Here is a 19,768-nt window from a genome sequence, read left to right on the forward strand (position 1 = left end):
CTAGCTGGCGGCAACCTCAGGCGCGTGACGCTGCCCCGCCGCCAGGAAAACCTCGAAGGCCAGGCGCTGGCCGGCCAGCATCGCCGGGTGCAGTCGCGCATCGCTGCCCGCCTCGTCCAGGCGCTGCAGGAATCCCGGCCAGGCACCGGTGGGCGGCACATGCCCCAGATAGGCCCGGGCCTCGCGCACCGCTTCGTCCGGACTCTCGCCGGCATGACGATCCAGCAGGCGCGAGCCCAGGCGGGAACCCTCCAGCACATAGGCCACGCCCCAGCATTCGCCTTCGTCGAGCAGGCGCTCGAGGACGACGGGCTCAGGCCTGTCGGCGGCCAGACGCTGCAGATCCTCCGCCAGCACCGAGCGACGGCGACGCTCCGCCCAGTCCGGCAACAGGCGCTGGATGCCAGAGCGCTCCAGCAACTCCTCGAGGCCGATCAGCGCCTGGGCATGGGCCTGGAGAAAGGCGGTGTAATGGGGCCGCGTCTGCAACGCATAGCGGCCAAAGGTGGCATCGACCTGCTGGTGCAGGGCACCGCCCTCGGCGCGCAACATTTCACGGATGGTGGACACGCAAATACCTCGTAGTGACGGCGGCCTTCAAAGTGGTGAAGGCTGGGGCTTCTCGCCGCGCAGGGCGGCCTGCAGCCGTGCGGCCAGATCCGCCTCGCGAAAGGGCTTGGGCACAATGAATGACTGTTCGGGATCGAGTTCGCCCAGTTCGGCGTAGCCGGTGATGAAGACCACCGGCAACCGCGGCAGGCGCTTGCGCACCTGGCGGGCCAGCTCGGCACCGTTCATGCCGGGCATGGCGAAATCGGCCAGCAGCAGATCGATCTGCGGATCGCGCTCCAGGGCGCTCAGGGCGGCGAAGCCATTGCTGGCCTCCACCACCTGGTAGCCGAGATCCGCCAGCAGAGCGGCGGTCACGTTGCGCACCGCATGGTCATCGTCGACCAGCAGGATGCGTCGCTCGGCGGCCTGCTCGTCACGCCCCGGGGTCGGCAATCCGATCGGATCCACCGCATCTTCCGCGTCGGTACGCGGCAGATAGACCAGCACCGTGGTGCCGCTGCCCATCTGCGTCTCGATGCGCACGCCACCCCCGGACTGCTTGGCGAAGCCGAACACCTGGGCCAGGCCCAGACCGGAGCCCTTGCCCACCTCCTTGGTGGTGAAGAAGGGTTCGAAGGCCTTGGCCAGCACCTCTTCGCTCATGCCGGTGCCGGAGTCCTGCACCGCCAGCAGCACGTACTCGCCCGGCTCCGGCTCTTCCGGGCGCTGGGGCGGCTCGCTGATGGTCTGGTTGGAAGTGCTCAGCCGCAGGGTGCCGCCGACCGCCATGGCATCCCGGGCATTGATCGCCAGATTGAGGATGATGAGTTCGATCTGGGTCGGGTCGACCAGGGCGTGCCAGCAATCGGCGCGCAGGTGGGTCTCGATCCAGACGCTGCCCCCCATGGTGCTGCGCAGCAGTTCGAGCATGCCTTCGACGGTTTCGTTGAGCTTGACCGGCTTGGGCGCCAGCCGCTGCCGGCGGGAGAAGGCCAGTAGCTGGGCGGTGAGCTTAGCGCCCCGCTCGCCCGCTTCGCGGATGTTCTGCACCCGCCCCTGAGTCTTGTCGCTCGCTTCGAGGCGCGTCAGATCCCGCTCGAGGAAGCTGGCGCTGCTGAGCACCACGGTGAGCAGGTTGTTGAAGTCATGGGCCACGCCAGCGGTGAGCTGACCCACGGCCTCCAGGCGCTGCATCTGCTGCAGGGTGTCTTCCACCCGCTCGCGCTCGTCGATCTGCTCGCGCAACTGGCGGTTCGCCGCGGCCAGCTCCTCCATCGCCAGGACCTCCGAGGAGATGTCCCGTCCGGAGCAATAGGTCATGCCGGCATCCGGCACCGCCGTCCAGGAAATCCAGCGATAGCTGCCGTCACGGTGGCGGATACGATTGACGAAGCGCTGACTGGTCGCCCCGGTGGCCAGTTGCTTGAGTTCGTTGTCGGTGATGAAACGCTCGTCGGAATGCACCAGCGCCAGCAGCGAGGAGTCGAGCAGCTCCACTCGTGACCAGCCCAGATTTTCTTCCCAAGCCGGGTTGAGCGCGACCAGGGTGCCGTCGGGTTTGCACACCAGCAGCAGATCGCGGGTCAGATCCCAGGTCCGGTCGCGCTCCCGGGTACGCTCCTCGACGCGCTCGCCGAGACTGACGTTGAGTCGTTCGAGCTTTTCCGCGGCGTCGCGCTGCTGGGTGATGTCGAGCATCACGCCCAGGAAGCGGGTGCAGACGCCGGCATCGAAAAACGGCTGGCCGCGGGTCTCGACCCAGCGCTGGGCGCCATTGTCGAGGCGGATGCGGTATTCGCTGCGGTAGTCGTCGTCGCGCTCGTCGGCGCCCGCCTGGCGGACCGTGTCGAGAAAGCGTTCGAGGCCATCGCTGCCGCACAGGCGGGCGAACACCTCGAGATCGACCACCGCATCGGCCGGCAGGCCGAACATGGCCTTGCAGCGCTCGTCCCAGACCAGGGTCCGGCTGGCCGGCAGATACTCCCACATGCCCAGCCGGGAGGCGTCCATGGCCAGGCGGGATCTGACTTCCAGGCTGTGCAGGGCCTCTTCGGCGCGGCGCCGCTCGCGGCGCTCGTGCACCACCAGCAGCGCCCGCTCGACCGCCTTGGCCAAGAGCTCCATGCTCTGCTTGAGCACATAGTCGTTGGCGCCCAGGCGCATCATCTCCACCGCGTGCACTTCACCGAAGATGCCCGAAACGAAGATGAAAGGGGTTTCCGGCGTCAGCGCCCGCGCGACGCGCAGGGCTTCGGCACCGGAGAAGCCCGGCAGGATGATGTCGGAGAGGATGATGTCGTAGGTCTGCTGGCTCAGCGCCAGGGTCAGACCGGTACGTTCATAGACGATCTTGGATTGCAGCTCGAAGCCGTGCCTTTCCAGCTCGATCAGGATCAGCTCGGCATCGAGCTTGCTGTCCTCTACCAGGAGGATCTTGATCTGTTTCGAGAGAGGCATAAACGGACGTCGGCCTTGGATCTGTTCGCTCAGGGGAGCCGGATAGCGCATGTCTGCCGGTCGCGGATGACTGGATAAGGATGCACTGATCTTCACTCGTTAGCGGCCAGTGCGCCTGGTGACGCGACGCGATCCGGGCGGCGGCTCGTTGAGCACGGCCCAGAATACGCCGAGGTCGCTGATCGCAGCGACGAAATCGCGAAACTCGACCGGCTTGACCACGTAGGCGTTCACGCCCAGCTCGTAGGCCTTTTCCAGATCGGGTTCTTCCCGGGACGACGTCAGCATAACCACCGGGATGCTGCACAGCTCCGGGGTCTTGCGCACCAGCTCCAGCACCTCGAGGCCATCGACCTTGGGCAGCTTGAGATCCAGCAGCATCACGGCGGGGTTGCCCGGTTCGCGATCGGCATAGGGCTCGCGGCGCAGCAGGTAACTGACCGCCTCGGCGCCGTCGCGCAGCACCACGACATCGTTGGCCAGCTGGCTGCGCTCCAGAGCCACCAGGGTGAGCTCCAGATCGTGCGGATTGTCTTCGACCAGCACAATGGGTTTGAGCATGAACAGAACTACCTTTTGTGTACCGGCGACGGTCGTTGTTTGGGAAGGGCGAAATAGAAGGTCGCGCCCTCGCCGATGGCACCCTCGGCCCAGACGCGGCCGTCATGGCGCTCGATGATGCGTCGGACACTGGCCAGACCGATGCCGACCCCTTCGAATTCGTCGGCATGGTGCAGGCGCTGGAAGACGCCGAACAGCTTGCCCACGTAGTCCATGTTGAAACCGACGCCGTTGTCCCGGACAAAGATGATGTCTTCGGAATCGCTCGGCAAGGTGCCGATCTCGATCACCGCCGGTTCTTCGTAGCGACTGTATTTGATGGCATTGGCCAGCAGATTGCGCAAGGCGAGATGGACGAAGGCAGCATCGGCGATGACGACAGGCAGGGGGCCGATGTGCCACTCCACCTGCCGCTCGGCGTAGTCCGGCGCCATCTCTTCGCGAATGGCTTCCACCAGGGCGGTGAGATTGACGTCGGAATAGCGGATCGCCGCCCGTCCCATCTGCGAGAAGCTCAGCAGGTTGTCGACCAGGCTGCCGGCGAAGCGTGCCGACGACCCGATGTTTTCCAGGAAGCGCCGACCCCGGTCCGACAGCTTGCCACCCTCGATGTCGCCCAGCAGCTCGGCATAGCCGGCGATGTGGCGCAGCGGCGCGCGCAGGTCGTGGGACACGCTGTAGGAAAAGGCCGCCAGCTCCTTGTTGCTGCGTTGCAGCTCCTCGGCCAGCTCGGCCATCTCCTCGGCCTTGCGCAGGACGATCCCGCGCACCGCATTGCGCAATTCGATGGCGCTTTCCAGCTCGAGCGGCGACCAGGGTAGCGACAGTCCGCGGACCGTCTCCTGCCAGAGCACGAAACTCTGCCGGGGCGACAGGCGTCCGTCGCTGCCTTCCTGCTTGGCTGGCCGTCCGGCCCAGTTGACCACCTGGACCAGTTCGCTGCGGAACCAGATCAGATAGTGGGAATGCAATTCGGAAATGGGTACGGCAAGCACCCCGGCCGCATACTGGGCCAGCTGCGGCAGCTCGGCGATGTCCTTGGCCAGGTTGTCGGTGACGTAGTGATCCTTGACGTTGACCGACAGCCATTCGACCAGGCTGTCCACCACTTCGCGGGGCGGCGCCTGGCCGATCAGTTCGGTGCCGTCGGAGGAGATGATGGCAGCGCCCTGGGCCCGGGCGAAATCCAGATAGACCTGGGGCAGTTCCAGCAGCCCCTGGCAGACGCTGTCGCGGTCGGCCATGGTCGAGAGCATCTGCACCATGGCTTGACGCAGCGCCAGCCGACGATCGGATTCCGCGTGGGTCTCGGCAGCATCGATCTGCAGCGACAGCACCCGACCGAACAGTTCGCAGGCGGTCCGCGTCTGGAAGGATACCCGCTGCGGCTGGCGGTCGTGACAGAGCACCAGACCCCAGAGGCGCCCGCCAACCACGATGGAAACCGACATGGAGGCCAGGGTGCCCATGTTTCTCATGTACTGCAGGTGCACCGGCGACACGCTGCGCAGTTGCGCGAAGCTGAGGTCGAGCGGCTGGCCGGTCAGCGGATTGGTCTGCGGCTGCAGCGGCGACGGCTGGTAATAGGCATTGCCGATCACCCGGATGCGGTTGGCCAGGTACAGGAGACGGGCCTGGGCCGGGATGTCCGAGGCGGGAAATCTTAGTCCCAGATAGCTCGGTACGCCGGGGTCGCACTCCTCGGCCAGCACCTGTCCGTGACCATCCTCGTCGAAGCGATAGATCATGGTGTGGTCGAAGCCGGAGATGCGCTTGGCTTCGCGCACCGCGAGCTTGGCGATGGCATCCACGGTTTCGGCCTGGTGCAGTTGCTCGATGAACACCCGCACCATGGGATAGAGGGTATTGAGGCCAAGCCGACTGTCCACCGGCGCCTCGAATTCGACGATCAGCACCCCGCCGAAGCGGTGCATGAACAGCGCGAAGGTCTGCTGCTGCGGCCCCAGCGTCACGTCACCCTGATAGATGGGATTCTGCTCTTCCTGGGTCAGGGCCCCGAGCATGGCGGGCAGATTCTGCTCCGGCAGCAATTCGCCGAGCGTGCGACCCAGCACCTCCTCCACGGCGACGCCTAGGTACTCCCGCACGTTGGCACTGGCCTGGACGATGCGCAGATCCGGTTCTTCCACGGCGAACAGGAAGCCATGTTCCTGGATACTGCCGGGAATGTGGATCGGCTCGTTGGCACAATCGGCCAGAGCGTCGGGCTGCGTCTTGGAAGGTGACTCGAGCGCCAAACCGGGAACCTCGTGTGATCGGGAAGAAGCGCAGGGAAAGCGGTGCGCCAAAACGGAAACAAAGGTCATCCAGACTATCAGACCCGGGGCGGGAGGCGAAGCGAAACGGCGCGCAGCCCGGACACCGGCAGCAAGGGCGACAGTGCTCGAGCGGGCGACCCGGAATCTTCTCCGCCGACGTCCGGTCGGAGCTGGTTTAGCCCCAGGATCCTGCCCATGTCCCTGCGCCTCGCCCTCCCCCTGGCCGCCCTGCTGCTGAGTCCGCTCAGCCAGGCGGCGACCGTCTATGGCGAACGTCTCGAAGGCTTCGCCTACGACTACCCGGTCAAGACCTTCAGCTTCGACTCCCAGCGCCAGCCTCTGGAAATGGCCTATCTCGACGTCGCGCCGAGCGGAAAACCGAACGGCCGGACCCTGGTCCTGCTGCACGGCAAGAACTTCTGCGCCGGTACCTGGGCGCACAGCATCCAGGTGCTGAGCGCTGCCGGCTATCGGATAGTGGCCCCGGACCAGATCGGTTTCTGCAAATCGAGCAAACCGGCGCACTATCAATACAGCTTCCAGCAACTGGCCGCCAACACCCGCGCCCTGCTCGACCACCTGGGCATCGCCCGGGCGACGCTGATCGGTCATTCGACCGGCGGCATGCTGGCGACCCGCTATGCCCTGCTCTATCCCGAAGCCACCGAACATCTGGTACTGGTCAATCCCATCGGCCTGGAAGACTGGAAGGCGTTAGGCGTGCCCTATCGCAGCGTCGACCAGTGGTATGCCCGGGAGCTCAAGACCTCGGCCGCCGCCATCCGCGACTACGAGCGCAGCACCTATTACGCCGGCCAGTGGTCTCCCGCCTATGATCGCTGGGTGGACATGCTCGCGGGTCTCAACGAAGGACCGGGCAAGGAACGGGTGGCGTGGAACTCCGCCCTGATCTACGACATGATCTACAGCCAGCCGGTGGTCTACGAATTCGACCGGCTCCGCATGCCCACCCTGCTGCTGATCGGCCAGCGCGACACCACCGCCATTGGCAAGGATGCGGCGCCCGCCGCGCTCAAGGCGCAGCTGGGGCACTATCCCGAACTCGGCAGGGCAGCGGCGCAGCGCATTCCCCAGGCGACCCTGGTGGAATTCGCGGACCTGGGCCACGCGCCGCAGATGCAGGCGCCGGAACGCTTTCACCAGGCGCTGCTGCAAGGGCTGAGCGCCCTCGAAGCTCCCGCGACCCAGCCGAAACCTTGAGCTGATCCAGGCGCAAAAAAAAGGCGGCGTACCCAGGGGTACGCCGCCTTCGCTGTCGTTTCATCGGATCAGGGCATCCGCGATGACCACTCGCGAATGCCCGTCGCCTCAGACGCTGCTGCTGGCCAGATCCGCCAGTTCACGACTGGCGACGCTGTACATCGCATAGTCCTGACCGCTGGCATTGCGCAGATCCACCAGCAGACCGCGCCAGCGCTCCACCGCCGCCCGGTGACGCTCCAGCCACAGCGACAGCCGTGCTTCCGGATCGCTCGGCGCCTCGCTCAGATTGAGCATGGCCACGGTGATGGTGCGCTGCTGCACATCCACCTCGTCGCGGAAGGCCTCGCGTGCCAGGGCCTGCCAGGCATTGGCGACCGGCAACTGGTTGAGCTGCTGCTGATACCAGGCCAGATCCAGCACATCACCCGCGGCGAACCAGGTGGCCGCCACTTCCAGCGGATCCTGGGCGGTGACCTCTGCGGCCTGGATCACCGGCAACAGGGTATAGATGTGGTTGGTCCCGGCGACGACCCGCGCCAGCAGTTCAGGCACGCCTGCCTCGGTGTAGGCGCGGAAGCGCTCTTCCCAGTCCTGGCGTGGCTCGCCCTGCAGCAGCTCGTCCAGCCGTACGCCCAGCGCAGCGATGCGCGGCCCGAAGAAGGCCGCCACGGCACCCGCGTCCAGGCCACTGCGATGGCTGCGCAGGAACCAGCGGGTCGCCCGCCGCCCCAGGCGCATCAGCTCGCTCATCAGGCGCAACTGCAATTCGGCCGGCACCTGATGATCCAGGGCCTCCACCTGACGCCACCAGTGCGGCAGGTGCAGCACATCGCGCATCACCACATAGGCGCGGGCGACATCGGCCGCGCTCATGCCGGTGGATTCGCACAGGCGCTGCACGAAGGTGATGCCCATGTGGTTGATCAGGTCATTGGCGATCTGGTTGGCGACGATCTCGCGCTTGAGGCGATGGCGCGCCATGGCCTCGGGGAACTGTTCGGTCAGGCGCTGCGGGAAGGCACCCTGCATGTCCCGGGCGAGGTAGTCGTCGTCCGGCACCGAAGAGGCCAGCAACTGCTCCTTGAGGTCGATCTTGCTGTAGGAGATCAATACCGACAGCTCGGCCCGGGTCAGCCCCTGCTCCTTGGCGGCGCGCTCGGCGAGCACCTCGTCGCTGGGCAGGAATTCGAGGGTGCGATCCAGCTTGCCGCGTCCCTCGAGATCCACGATCAGCCGCTGGTATTCGGCCAGGTGGGTCCGTGCGCGGTATTCCGCCAGGGACAGGGCACCGGTCTGCATGTAGTTGTTGGCGACCACCAGTTCGCCGACCTCGTCGGTCATCTCGCCCATCAGCGTGTTGCGCTGCTTGACGGTCATGTCGCCAGCGGAGACCACGTCACCCAGGAGGATCTTGATGTTGACCTCGTGGTCGGAGCAGTCCACGCCGCCGGCGTTGTCGATGAAGTCGGTGTTACAGGCGCCGCCGTGCAGGCCGAATTCCACCCGCGCCAGCTGACTCATGCCCAGGTTGCCACCCTCGCCGATCACCTTGGCGCGCAGGTCGCAGCCGTCCACGCGCAGGGCGTCGTTGGCCTTGTCGCCGATGTCGGCGTGGCTTTCGAAGCTGGCCTTGACGTAGGTACCGATGCCGCCGTTCCAGATCAGGTCCACCGGGGCCTTGAGCAGGGCGTTGATCAGTTCGTTGGGCGTCAGGTGATCGGCCTGCAGCTCGAAGCGCGCCTTCATCTCGGGGCTGATGGCGATACGCTTGGCGCTGCGCGGGAAGATGCCACCGCCCTGGGAGATCAGGCTGGCATCGTAGTCAGTCCAGCTGGAGCGCGGCAGATTGAATAGCCGCTCGCGCTCGACATAGCTGCGCTCGGCGTCCGGATTGGGATCGATAAAGATGTGCAGGTGGTTGAAGGCCGCCACTAGCTCCAGGCTGCGCGAACGCAGCAGACCGTTGCCGAAGACGTCGCCGGCCATGTCGCCGATGCCCACCACGGTGACCGGATCGGTCTGGACGTCGATGCCACGCTCGCGGAAGTGGCGCTGCACGCTGACCCAGGCGCCCCGCGAGGTGATGCCCATCTTCTTGTGGTCATAGCCTGCCGAACCACCGGAGGCGAAGGCATCGTCGAGCCAGAAACCGTAGTCCTGGGCGATGCCGTTGGCGATGTCGGAGAAGGTCGCGGTGCCCTTGTCGGCGGCCACCACCAGATAGGGGTCGTCGCCGTCGTAGCGCACCACGGCAGCCGGCGGGACCACTTCACCCTCCTTGAGGTTGTCGGTGATGTCCAGCAGACCGCTGATGAAGATGCGGTAGCAGGCGATGGCCTCGGCCTGGATGTCGTCGCGGGAGCCTCCGGTCGGCAGACGCCGCGGCACGAAGCCGCCCTTGGCGCCCACGGGGACGATCACTGAGTTCTTGACCTGCTGCGCCTTGACCAGGCCCAGCACCTCGGTGCGGTAGTCTTCCTCGCGATCCGACCAGCGCAGGCCGCCGCGGGCGACGTTGCCGAATCTCAGGTGCACCCCTTCCACGCGCGGGCTGTAGACGAAGATCTCGTAGCGCGGCACCGGGCGTGGCAGCTCGGGAATGGCCTTGGGGTCGAGCTTGAAGCTGAAGTAGGCCTTGGGCTTGCCGGCGGCGTCGGTCTGGAACACGTTGGTTCTCAGGGTCGCCTTGATCAGGTCCAGGTAGCGCCGCAGGATGCGGTCTTCGTTGAGCACCGCCACGTCGTCGAGGGCGCTGAGGATGGCCTGCTCCAGACGCTGCTGCTTGTCGTCCAGGTCCTCGCTGGTCATGCGCCGCGCCAGGTAGAACTTCATGCGGAACAGCCGCACCAGTTCGCGGGCGATGTCGACGTGGGCATTGAGGGTGGCGGCGATGTAGCCGATGTCGAAGCCGATGCGGATCTGCTTGAGATAGCGCGCATAGGCGCGCAGCACCGCGACGTCCCGCCAGGGCAGCCCGGCGGTCAGTACCAGGCGGTTGAAGCTGTCGTTTTCCGCCTGGCCGTCCACCACCTGGACGAAGGCGTCCTGGAAGGTGTCGTTGAGTTGCTGCAGATCCAGCTCCAGGCCGGCCACGGTGGTGAAGGCGAAATCGTGGATCCAGTAGCGGCGGCCATTGCGATGGCGCAGCTCATAGGGGAATTCGCCGAGCACGCGCAGACCGAGATTTTCCAGGATCGGCAGGACGTCCGACAGCGCCAGGGGCGTGTCGGCGTGGTAGAGCTTGCAGTGCAAGATGTTGTCGCCGGTCTGGGTCAGCGGCTGGTAGAAGCCCATGGCCAGACGGCGATCGTCCTTCAGGGCCAGCAGGTGACGCATGTCCACCACGGCCAGATGCGGGGCGAAGCGCTCACGGTAGCCGGCCGGGAAGCCCAGCGGATAGTCGGCCAGGATGGAGGTGCCCTGGGCTTCGCCGAAGCTGTCCACCATCAGGCTGGCGAAGTCGTCCTTCCAGCTGCGGCAGGCCTGCACCATCTCCTGCTCCAGGCGCGCCGGATCGACGTCCTGCGGCTGCAGCGGATCGACGCGCAGGATGAACTGCACCCGCGCCAGCACGGATTCGGAGAAGAAGGTCCAGAATTCGCAGTCGGTGCCATGCAGGCGATCCATGAGGATCTGCTGCATGCGCTGGCGCACTTCGGTGGAATAGATGTCGCGCGGTACATAGGCCAGGCAATAGAAGAACTGGCCATAGGGATCGCGGCGCAGGAAGACGCGGACCTTGCTGCGCTCCTGGATCTGCACGATGGCCATGGCCGTGCTGAACAGATCGTCCACCGGGGTCTGGAACAGATCGTCGCGCGGCAGGCCTTCGAGGACCTGGGCCAGTTCCTTGCCCAGGTGGGCGCTGCTGTCGAAGTCGGCGCGCCGGCGCACCTCGTCGACCTTGCGGCGGATATAGGGAATCTCGCGCACGCTGTCGTTGTAGACGCTGGAGGTATAGAGGCCCATGAAGCGGTGCTCGCGCACCACCCGGCCGCTGGCGTCCACTTCGCGCAGGGAAACAAAATCGGGATAGGCCGGGCGATGCACCCGGCTCGGGTCGGCCGCCTTGGCGAAGGACAGCAGCACCGGTTCGCGCAGATAACGCAGCGGCTCACCGGACAACGTGATCTCGGCGGTCTCGGGGCGACCGCGCAGGCGGCGCGACAGGCCAAGCAGGGAGTCGGGCACATAGCGTTGCACCGCGGTCTCGCCGTCGCCTTCGACGGTGAATTCCTCATAGCCGAGGAAGGTGAACCTGTCGTCGCGGAGCCAGTCGAGGAAGGCCTTCACCTCGGCCAGTTCACCCTCCTCCACGCCGGCCGGACGTCGATCCAGCCAGGTCAGCAGGTCGGCGACCTTGGCCTTCATGGCGGCGTAGTCACCGACGGTCAGCCGGACCTCGCCGAGGATCTCCTGCAGCGCAGCTTCGAGGGTGCGCAACTCGGTGGCGGCCGCACAGCGGTCGATCTCGAGGAACATCAGGGCTTCGCGGGTGACCCCCTCGCCCTGCTGGCCCTTGGGCAGCAACTCGAGCAGGCGACCCTGGGCGTCCCGGCGCACGCTGAGGACACTGTTCTGCAAGGTATGGACGCTATAGCCCTGGCGGTTGAGCTCCATCCGCACCGAATCCACCAGGAAGGGAGAGTCGGCGTGGAGCACCTCGACCACGGTGTGGCTCGATTGCCAGCCGTGTCGTTCGTAGTCCGGATTGAAGACCTGCACCCGCGGCTCGGCCGGATCGAAGACATCCAGCAGGCGCCAGGCCGACAGCACGCAGCCGACCAGATCGGACAGCCGACGCTGGGTGAGTTCTTCCAGCGGGACGATGCCGAAGAACTGGGCGGTGAAGCGATCCAGTTGTTCGAGGGTGTCCCCTTCGACATGGGCCGCGAGGGCATTCTTGAGTTGTTGTTGGAAATCCGCTTGGCTGGCAGCGGTGAAAAACGCCATAACCGTACTCCGTCCTGAAGGTGCTGTGGGCTTCGCTCCGCAGAGGACAGGCCTCTCCCGGAGCGAGTTCCACGAGGGACGAGGCCGGACTGCACCAAAAAAGTGCAAGGATGCAGTGCCGCTAGAGTAGCCGGCAAAGCCGCCTGCGCACGTACGTCAGGGCGACAACAAGATTCAGCTGCGGAACGGATCTCAATAGTGCGGCGGCGGGGCTTCGTCCGGCATGCCGCCACCGCCTGTGCTCTGCAACTCCGCCTGGCGTTCGGCCAGCATGCGGATCTGCGCCGCGCAGCGATCCAGGGTCCGCTGCTGCTCGACGATGATGTCGTTCAGGGTCTGGATGGTGTCGTCCTGGAAAGCCTGGCGCATCTCCAGGTCGGCGATACGTTCTTCGAGGGTCATGCCTGTGCCTCCTGTTCGAGCTGCACCCGCCAGCGCTCGGCAGCGGCATGGCCGGCTTCGGCGACATAGGGCTCGCGTGGCGAGTGTCCCCATACCGGACCGGGCCAGGCCGGATCACCCTCCTGCCGCAGCAGGACATGCAGGTGCAATTGCCGGACGACGTTACCTAGGGCGCCGATGTTCAATTTGCAGTCAGGGTGAGCGTTACGCAACACCTGGGCAACAAGTGTCACCTCTCGCCACAGTTGTGCCTGGTCCCGGGGTGACAGGTCGAGGACCTCGGTAACACTTTCCCGACGGGGCACCAGCACCAGCCAGTCATAGCGGCGATCGTTCAGCAGCAACACCTGGCACAGCGTCAAGGACGCCACTTCCAGGGAATCGCCGGCCAGTCGTGGATCTATTTGGAACATCTCATCTCCTGCTAACACCAGTCAGCACTAAAAGTGTGCACGGCTTGGGGAACGTGAAACCTTTGGTGTCACAAAGGTGCAACCAACCCTCCCGAAACTGCCCGTCACCTGGGGAGTGGCCTGGCGATAGACAGGCGGGCTCGGTGTTTGAGGATTTGTGCACGCTTTTTGCTATCACGATCCGGGTACGACGATCGGACGGGAACTCTTAAAGAGCTTTCTTAAGAGTTCTGGTTAATCCGCTCATCACACGCAAAATTTTGATGAAGCCTATCGCCCCTCCGAGAGAGGTGCTATATGTGCCGCCATTAGAACAAACAGCCACGGCTGACACGATGGCTGACTTTCAACCCAAAGGAGCATTTCTGATGCAAGCGATGAAGTGGAGCATTCTCGCCCTGGCAGTAGCCGCAGGGACCACTCAACTGGCTTTCGCCGACCAGCAGTCCGAATCCAAGGGCTTTGTCGAAGACAGCAAGCTGACCCTGTTGAACCGCAACTACTACTTCAACCGGGATCTCAAGAACGGCGCCAACGATCGTAAAGATTGGAGCCATGGCTTCCTGATGAACTACGCATCGGGCTTCACTCAGGGCACCGTGGGTGTCGGTGTGGACGCCTTTGGCTACCTGGGTCTGAAACTGGACGGTGGCCGCGGCCACGTCGGTTCCGGCAACCTGCAGATCGACAGCGACGGTCGCAACAAGGACGAGTACTCCACTGCTGGCGCCGCCGTCAAACTGCGCGTCTCCAACACCGTCCTGAAGTACGGCAACGTGCAGCCCACCTCCCCGGTCTTCGCCGTGGGTGGCAGCCGCCTGTTCCCGCAGACCGCTACCGGCTTCATGCTGACCAGCGAAGAGATCGAGAATCTGTTCCTGGAAGCCGGCCACATCACCGCTGCGCGTGACCGTACCAACACCTACCACGATGGCAACCTGGGCTCGACGTACGCTTCCGGCATTACTTCCAGCTCCGGCGATTACGTAGGTGGCAAGTACAAGATCAACGATCAGCTGAATGCGTCGCTGTACTACGGCCGTCTGGAAGATCTGTGGAACCAGTACTACGCCAACGTCAACTTCGTGCAGCCGCTGAGTGCCAATCAGGCGCTGACCTTTGACTTCAACTACTACCACACCAAGGACACCGGCAGCGCCAAGCTGGGCGACTTCAGCAACAACGCCTACTCGCTGGCCGCCGCCTACAGCATCGATGCCCACACCTTCACCCTGGCCTACCAGGGCGTAAGTAGCGATGCGCCGTTCGACTACGTCGGCGTGGGTGGCAGGGGCGCCAATACCGGCAACGGTGGCGACAGTATCTTCCTGGCCAACTCCATCCAGTACTCCGACTTCAACGCCTCCGGCGAGAAGTCCTGGCAGGCGCGCTACGACCTGAACATGGCGACCCTGGGCGTACCCGGCCTGAGCTTCATGGCCCGTTACATCTACGGTCACGACATCGACGCTCCCAAAGGCGGCACCGCCTACGCTGGCCTGTACCAGGATGGCGACAAAGAGCGCGAGACCAACGTCGAAGCCAAGTACGTCCTGCAAAGCGGCCCGGCCAAGGACCTGTCCTTCCGCGTCCGCCAAGCCTGGCACCGTGGCGACGCCAGCACCGGCGGCACCGTCAACGAGTTCCGCCTGATCACCGAGTACCCGCTGAACATCCTCTAATAGAGGCCAGCGTCTCGCACGATCCAGCAGCCCGGCATTCGCCGGGCTGTTCTTTTCCGGCCTCCGGTCGGCGCCACCCGCGTCCCTGTACGCCCTGCCCCACCCCGCCGTACAATGCCGGTCCCGTCTCGATGCCGACAGACCGCCTAGCCATGCGTACCAGCCAGTTCCTGCTGTCCACCCTCAAAGAAACCCCTTCCGATGCCGTGGTGATCAGCCACCAGCTGCTGCTGCGTGCCGGCATGATCCGCAAGCTGGCCTCAGGTCTCTATACCTGGCTGCCGCTGGGCCTGCGCGTGCTGCGCAAGGTGGAAGCCGTGGTCCGTGAGGAAATGAACGCCACCGGCGCCCTGGAGGTGCTGATGCCGGCGATCCAGCCCGCCGAGCTGTGGCAGGAATCCGGTCGCTGGGAACAGTACGGCCCCGAGCTGCTGCGCCTGAAGGACCGTCATCAGCGCGATTTCTGCGTGGGTCCGACCCACGAGGAAGTCATCACCGACCTGATGCGCAACGAGTTGAACAGCTACAAGCAGCTGCCGATCAACCTGTACCAGATCCAGACCAAGTTCCGTGACGAGATCCGCCCGCGCTTCGGTCTGATGCGCGGCCGCGAATTCGTCATGAAGGATGCCTACTCCTTCCACCTGAACCAGGCGTCGCTGCAGCAAACCTACGACGCCATGTACCAGGCGTACTGCAACGTCTTCAGCCGCCTGGGCCTGAATTTCCGTCCGGTGCAGGCCGACAACGGTTCCATCGGTGGCAGCGGTTCCCACGAATTCCATGTGCTGGCCGGCTCCGGTGAAGACGACATCGCCTTCAGCGACAGCTCCGACTACGCCGCCAACATCGAGAAGGCCGAGGCCCTGCCGCGGGAAACCGCGCGCGGCGCCGCCAGCGAAGAGTTGCGCCTGGTCGATACCCCCGACACCAAGACCATCGCCGATCTGGTGGAGAAATTCGGTCTGGCCATCGAGAAGACCGTGAAGACCCTGGTCGTGCGTGGCGCCGAGGAAGGCACCCTGGTCGCCTTGGTGGTGCGTGGCGATCACGAACTCAACGAGATCAAGGCGGCCAACCTGCCGGAAGTCGCCAGCCCTCTGGTGTTCGCCACCGAACCGGAAATCCGTGCGGCCATCGGCGCCAGCCCCGGCTCCCTTGGCCCGATGAATCTGTCGATTCCCTGCATCGTCGATCGCTCGGTGGCCCTGATGAGCGACTTCGGCATCGGCGCCAATCAGGAAGACAAGCACTATTTCGGCGTGAACTGGGAGCGTGATCTGCCGCTGCCCCAGGTCGCCGACCTGCGCAACGTGGTGGCCGGCGATCCGAGCCCCGATGGCCAGGGCACCCTGGTGATCAAGCGCGGCATCGAAGTGGGCCACATCTTCCAGCTAGGCACCAAGTACAGCGAGGCGATGAAGCTGTCGGTCCTGGGCGAGGAAGGCAAGCCTACCCTTCTCACCATGGGCTGCTACGGTATCGGGGTGTCCCGCGTGGTCGCCGCCGCCATCGAGCAGAATCACGACGAGCGTGGCATCCGCTGGCCGGCTGCCCTGGCACCCTTCCAGATCGCCCTGGTGCCGATGAAGTACGAGAACGCCGCGGTGAAGGAGGCGACCGATCGCCTCTATGCCGAGCTGAAGGCCGCCGGCTTCGACGTGCTGCTGGACGACCGTGACAAGAAGACCAGCCCCGGTGTGAAGTTCGCCGACATGGAGCTGATCGGTATCCCCCATCGCCTGGTGGTGGGTGAGCGCGGTCTCAATGAAGGCCTGGTCGAATACAAGGGCCGTACCGATAGCGACAGCCAGAACATCGCCCTGGCCGAAATCGTCGGCTTCCTCAAGGCCCGCTGAGGGCTACCGCTCCAGGTCAGGCGTCCGTGCGCCTGACCTGGAACTCGGTCAGGCCTGCGCAGGCCACCTCCTCCAGCTCCACCCCGGTCACCTCGGCCGCTGCCGGTCCCTGCCAGAGCCAGAGCTCCAGCCGGGCCAGGGCTTCGACCGAACCTTCCAGGTGGCACTCCACCCGGCCATCCGCCAGATTCCGCACCCAGCCGGTGACGCCCAGTCGCTGCGCCTCCTGCCGCGTGCTCTCGCGGTAGTAGACGCCCTGTACGCGGCCACTGATCAGGCCACGATACGCCGCGCTTTTCGTCATCGCGGGGCGCTCCTTTCTTCCAGCGCCGGCGCGACCTTGAGCCACTGGGCCACGCTTCCGGCGAGCAGGTCATGACGTTGTGCCTGCAGCTGTGCGAAGGCCTCCTGCAACTGCGGATACCAGTCACCGGGAAAACGTTCGGCGGGCGGCCAGCAATCCGGCGCAGGCGGTGCCCAGGGCGCGCGATCCAGCAGATCCAGGAGCGCATAGCCATGCAGGTCGCGGCAGAGCACCCAATGGCCACTGTCGTTCTGGCACACCAGGCGTTCCTGTTGCAGGAAAGCCAGCACCGCGTGCCATTCATGCTCCGGCAGCTTCCAGCCGGCCTGGTGCAGTCGCCCCAGGTGCAGGCTGGAGCCGCTCTGCTGGCGCTCCAGGAAGGCCCGCAGCACGGCGAGCAGGATGAAGAAGGCCGGCAGGGGCGCGCGGCGCCAGTGATGGGTGGTGGACAGGCTGCAGACCACCTCCGCGCCCAGCAGCACGATCAGCCAGCAGACATAGATCCAGACCAGGAACAGCGGCACCGTGGCGAAGGCGCCATAGATCAGTTGGTAGCCGGGGAAATAGAAGACATAGAGGCCGAACAGGCTCTTGGCCGCCTCGAACAGCACGCCGGTCAGGGCTCCGCCGATCAGTGCGTGGCGCAGCGGGACCCGGGTATTGGGCACGGCCGCGTACATCAGGGTGAAGGCGGCGATGCTGAACAGCAGCGGCGTGACCTTGAGCAGCGCTTGGGCGCCGGACATGCCGTAGGAGCCGAACACCAGGGCCACCGAGGCCAGGTAGGTGCTCATGGCGAAACCGGCGCCCAGCAGCAGGGGCCCCAGGCTGAGCACCGCCCAGTAGAGCAGGAAGCTGGAGACCCCGCGCCGCGGAATGCGCACGCGCCAGATGTCATTGAAGGTCTTTTCCACCGTCACCAGCATGAAGAAGGACGTCACCGCCAGCAGGCCCACGCCCAGCCAGGTCAGATGGCGGGCCTGCTCGATGAAGTTGCGCAGGTACTCTTCCAGGGTCGCCCCGGTGGAGGGCACGAAATTGCGGAAGATGAAGGCCTGGATCTGCACTTCCGTACCCTGGAAGGCAGGAATCGCCGAGAGCATGGCGAAGGTCACGGTCATCACCGGGACCACGGCGAACAGCGTGGTGTAGGTCAGGGCCGCGGCGTTGTTGGGCGCGCGATCCTCGATGAAGCGGTCGGCGAGATAGCGAACGAAGGACAGCAGTTCACGCAAGCGGGCCGGCATTGGCGGTTCCTCGAAAGGCACGGTCAAGGGCTGGCGCGGCAGTCCTCGCCAACCCGCTACAATGGGCATCTTACCTTCTATGGATCTGCCCATGAGTGAAATCGTCCTCTATCACAACCCGCGCTGTTCGAAATCGCGCGCGGCGCTTGCGCTGCTGCAAAGCCGCGAGCTAGCCGTATCCGTGGTGCCCTACCTGGAGACGCCGCCGGATGCCAGCGCCTTGCGCGAGCTGCTCGCCAAGCTGGGCCTGGAGGCGCGCCAGTTGCTGCGCACCGGCGAGGAGGCCTATCGCGAGTTGAACCTGGCCGATCCGACGCTGGACGAAGACGCCCTGATCGCGGCCATGGCCGCCCATCCCAAGCTGATCGAAAGACCCATCGCCGTGTGCGGCGAACGCGCCGTCGTCGGTCGTCCCCCCGAGCGTGTCCTGGAGATCCTGCAATGACCGCCGAAGCCTACGTGCTGGTGCTCTACTACAGCCGCCATGGCGCCACCGCCGAGATGGCCCGGCAGGTCGCCCGCGGGGTGGAAATGGGCGGCATGGCCGCACGCCTGCGCACAGTGCCGGCGGTATCCGCCGAATGCGCCGCCGTCGCCCCGGCGGTGCCCGAGCAGGGCGCGGTCTACGCGACACTCGATGACCTGCGCGATTGCGCGGCCCTGGCTCTGGGCAGTCCGACGCGCTACGGCAACATGGCCGCCGCCATGAAGTACTTTCTCGACGGCACCAATAGCCTCTGGCTGACCGGGGCCCTGGTGGACAAGCCCGCCGGCGTCTTCACCTCCACCGCCAGTCTGCACGGTGGTCAGGAGAGCACCCTGCTGTCCATGGCCCTGCCGCTGCTGCACCACGGCATGCTCATCACCGGCCTGCCCTACAGCGAGAGCGCCCTGCTGGAAACCAAGGGGGGCGGTACACCCTATGGGCCGAGTCATTTCGCCGGAGCGGATGGCAAGCGCGCGCTGGACGATCAGGAGACGGCGCTGTGCCGGGCCCTGGGCAAGCGCCTGGCGACCCTGGCGGGTCGCTTGCAGAAGCAGTAGTAGCGGTAGCCGACGCGGCTACCAGCCCATGATTTCCTTGACGAAGGGAATGGTGAGCTTGCGTCGCGCCTGCAGCGACGCCTGATCCAGGCGTTCGAGCATGTCGAACAGGGCGTCCATGCTGCGGGTGTTGCGCGAGAGGATGAAGCGGCCGACCTCGTCGGTCAGGTGCAGGCCGCGGCGGGAGGCACGCAGCTGCAGGGCGCGCAGCTTGTCTTCGTCGGACAGCGGGCGCAACTGGAAGACCAGTGCCAGGGTCAGGCGCGACTTGAGGTCGGCCAGTTGCACCGGCAATTGCCGCGGCGCGGCGGTACTGGAGATCAGCAGCCGCTTGCCGGCATCGCGCAGGCGATTGAACAGGTGGAAGAGCGCCTCTTCCCAGCGTCGCTGACCGGCCAGGGCGTCGAGATCATCGAGGCAGACCAGTTCGCACTGCTCGAGGTTGTCGAACAGCTCGACGCCGTAATCGGCCAGTTCGCCCATGGGCAGGTAAATGGCGCGCTCGCCCAGTTCCTCCAGACGGTGACAGGCGGCCTGCATCAGATGGCTGCGACCGGCGCCAGCGCCACCCCAGAGATAGATCAGACTTTCCGTCCAGCCGGCGTCCGCATCGCAGAGACGCTCGACATAGCCGAGCGCCGCGGCATTGGCGCCAGGGTAGTAATTGACGAAGGTGGCGTCGTCACGCAGACGAATGCCCAGGGGCAGCTGTAAAGGCATCATGCCAGCTCGAACGGCTCTTGGCAGTTTCGCGAGGGCGCCAAGTCTAACCAAATCCCGGGCCCCTCGCA

At 65.3% G+C, this 19,768-nt stretch carries 15 protein-coding genes; 5 read left to right on the forward strand and 10 right to left on the reverse strand.

Going from position 1 to position 19,768, the window contains the following annotated elements; all coding sequences use genetic code 11:
• From FHR73_RS10240 to FHR73_RS10255, 4 genes are all read right to left on the reverse strand, one after another.
• Positions 1-570 carry a biliverdin-producing heme oxygenase gene (locus tag FHR73_RS10240; RefSeq protein ID WP_183630904.1) on the reverse strand — a complete coding sequence of 190 codons (570 nt, stop codon included), beginning with the start codon at positions 568-570 and terminating at the stop codon, positions 1-3.
• Between the two features lie 27 nt (positions 571-597).
• Positions 598-3,009, reverse strand: coding sequence for a response regulator (locus tag FHR73_RS10245; protein ID WP_183630905.1), 2,412 nt, complete (start codon positions 3,007-3,009; stop codon positions 598-600).
• Positions 3,010-3,108: 99 nt separating this feature from the next.
• Positions 3,109-3,570 (reverse strand): response regulator, encoded by a 462-nt coding sequence (locus tag FHR73_RS10250; RefSeq protein ID WP_183630906.1) that lies wholly within the window; start codon positions 3,568-3,570, stop codon positions 3,109-3,111.
• Between the two features lie 8 nt (positions 3,571-3,578).
• The gene (locus FHR73_RS10255) at positions 3,579-5,828 is read right to left on the reverse strand and encodes an ATP-binding protein (RefSeq protein WP_183630907.1); all 2,250 of its coding nucleotides are present in this window, start codon (positions 5,826-5,828) and stop codon (positions 3,579-3,581) included.
• A gap of 216 nt (positions 5,829-6,044) precedes the next feature.
• Between FHR73_RS10255 and FHR73_RS10260 the strand changes: the two genes are divergently transcribed.
• The gene (locus FHR73_RS10260; RefSeq protein ID WP_183630908.1) at positions 6,045-7,070 is read left to right on the forward strand and encodes an alpha/beta fold hydrolase; all 1,026 of its coding nucleotides are present in this window, start codon (positions 6,045-6,047) and stop codon (positions 7,068-7,070) included.
• 108 nt (positions 7,071-7,178) lie between these two features.
• Here FHR73_RS10260 and FHR73_RS10265 read toward each other — a convergent pair whose 3' ends face one another.
• The 3 genes from FHR73_RS10265 to FHR73_RS10275 all read right to left on the reverse strand — a co-directional run bounded on the left by FHR73_RS10265 (position 7,179) and on the right by FHR73_RS10275 (position 12,841).
• Complete coding sequence (locus FHR73_RS10265; protein WP_183630909.1) at positions 7,179-12,026, reverse strand: NAD-glutamate dehydrogenase; 4,848 nt, start codon at positions 12,024-12,026, stop codon at positions 7,179-7,181.
• Positions 12,027-12,218: 192 nt separating this feature from the next.
• Positions 12,219-12,428 carry a SlyX family protein gene (locus FHR73_RS10270; protein ID WP_183630910.1) on the reverse strand — a complete coding sequence of 70 codons (210 nt, stop codon included), beginning with the start codon at positions 12,426-12,428 and terminating at the stop codon, positions 12,219-12,221.
• A complete protein-coding gene (locus FHR73_RS10275) occupies positions 12,425-12,841 on the reverse strand; it encodes an HIT domain-containing protein (protein ID WP_183630911.1) in 417 nt (138 codons plus the stop codon). Before FHR73_RS10275 ends, FHR73_RS10270 begins: the two co-directional genes overlap by 4 nt.
• A 368-nt stretch (positions 12,842-13,209) precedes the next feature.
• Between FHR73_RS10275 and FHR73_RS10280 the strand changes: the two genes are divergently transcribed.
• Both FHR73_RS10280 and FHR73_RS10285 read left to right on the forward strand, forming a co-directional pair.
• Positions 13,210-14,523, forward strand: a complete 1,314-nt coding sequence (locus FHR73_RS10280; RefSeq protein WP_183630912.1) for an OprD family porin — start codon at positions 13,210-13,212, stop codon at positions 14,521-14,523.
• A gap of 152 nt (positions 14,524-14,675) precedes the next feature.
• Entirely contained in the window at positions 14,676-16,382 is a 1,707-nt protein-coding gene (locus tag FHR73_RS10285; RefSeq protein WP_183630913.1) for a proline--tRNA ligase, read from the forward strand.
• Between the two features lie 16 nt (positions 16,383-16,398).
• Here the strand turns inward: FHR73_RS10285 and FHR73_RS10290 are convergent, their stop codons facing one another.
• Positions 16,399-16,686, reverse strand: a complete 288-nt coding sequence (locus FHR73_RS10290; protein WP_183630914.1) for an acylphosphatase — start codon at positions 16,684-16,686, stop codon at positions 16,399-16,401.
• The gene (locus FHR73_RS10295; RefSeq protein ID WP_183630915.1) at positions 16,683-17,933 is read right to left on the reverse strand and encodes a YihY family inner membrane protein; all 1,251 of its coding nucleotides are present in this window, start codon (positions 17,931-17,933) and stop codon (positions 16,683-16,685) included. The genes FHR73_RS10290 and FHR73_RS10295 overlap by 4 nt, the downstream gene beginning before the upstream one ends.
• A 91-nt stretch (positions 17,934-18,024) precedes the next feature.
• Here FHR73_RS10295 and arsC point away from each other — a divergent pair, with 91 nt between their 5' ends.
• Together arsC and wrbA are read left to right on the forward strand one after the other, a co-directional pair.
• Positions 18,025-18,378, forward strand: a complete 354-nt coding sequence (arsC, locus tag FHR73_RS10300) for an arsenate reductase (glutaredoxin) (protein WP_183630916.1) — start codon at positions 18,025-18,027, stop codon at positions 18,376-18,378.
• Positions 18,375-18,977 carry an NAD(P)H:quinone oxidoreductase gene (gene wrbA / locus FHR73_RS10305; RefSeq protein WP_183630917.1) on the forward strand — a complete coding sequence of 201 codons (603 nt, stop codon included), beginning with the start codon at positions 18,375-18,377 and terminating at the stop codon, positions 18,975-18,977. The genes arsC and wrbA overlap by 4 nt, the downstream gene beginning before the upstream one ends.
• Positions 18,978-18,995: 18 nt before the next feature.
• On the opposite strand, the gene hda is transcribed toward wrbA, so the two are convergent.
• The gene (gene hda, locus FHR73_RS10310) at positions 18,996-19,700 is read right to left on the reverse strand and encodes a DnaA regulatory inactivator Hda (RefSeq protein WP_064306685.1); all 705 of its coding nucleotides are present in this window, start codon (positions 19,698-19,700) and stop codon (positions 18,996-18,998) included.
• Positions 19,701-19,768 lie beyond the last annotated feature (68 nt).

This window comes from Pseudomonas sp. AS2.8 (assembly GCF_014190935.1).
In the GTDB taxonomy this organism is placed as follows: domain Bacteria; phylum Pseudomonadota; class Gammaproteobacteria; order Pseudomonadales; family Pseudomonadaceae; genus Chryseomonas.

Coding starts and splice junctions, on each gene's coding strand:
- FHR73_RS10245 (WP_183630905.1), bottom strand. CDS start 3,009: ATGCCTCTCTCGAAACAGATCAAGATCCTCCTGGTAGAGGACAGCAAG.
- FHR73_RS10250 (WP_183630906.1), bottom strand. CDS start 3,570: ATGCTCAAACCCATTGTGCTGGTCGAAGACAATCCGCACGATCTGGAG.
- FHR73_RS10260 (WP_183630908.1), top strand. CDS start 6,045: ATGTCCCTGCGCCTCGCCCTCCCCCTGGCCGCCCTGCTGCTGAGTCCG.
- FHR73_RS10265 (WP_183630909.1), bottom strand. CDS start 12,026: ATGGCGTTTTTCACCGCTGCCAGCCAAGCGGATTTCCAACAACAACTC.
- FHR73_RS10270 (WP_183630910.1), bottom strand. CDS start 12,428: ATGACCCTCGAAGAACGTATCGCCGACCTGGAGATGCGCCAGGCTTTC.
- FHR73_RS10275 (WP_183630911.1), bottom strand. CDS start 12,841: ATGTTCCAAATAGATCCACGACTGGCCGGCGATTCCCTGGAAGTGGCG.
- FHR73_RS10280 (WP_183630912.1), top strand. CDS start 13,210: ATGCAAGCGATGAAGTGGAGCATTCTCGCCCTGGCAGTAGCCGCAGGG.
- FHR73_RS10285 (WP_183630913.1), top strand. CDS start 14,676: ATGCGTACCAGCCAGTTCCTGCTGTCCACCCTCAAAGAAACCCCTTCC.
- FHR73_RS10290 (WP_183630914.1), bottom strand. CDS start 16,686: ATGACGAAAAGCGCGGCGTATCGTGGCCTGATCAGTGGCCGCGTACAG.
- FHR73_RS10295 (WP_183630915.1), bottom strand. CDS start 17,933: ATGCCGGCCCGCTTGCGTGAACTGCTGTCCTTCGTTCGCTATCTCGCC.
- arsC (WP_183630916.1), top strand. CDS start 18,025: ATGAGTGAAATCGTCCTCTATCACAACCCGCGCTGTTCGAAATCGCGC.
- wrbA (WP_183630917.1), top strand. CDS start 18,375: ATGACCGCCGAAGCCTACGTGCTGGTGCTCTACTACAGCCGCCATGGC.
- hda (WP_064306685.1), bottom strand. CDS start 19,700: ATGATGCCTTTACAGCTGCCCCTGGGCATTCGTCTGCGTGACGACGCC.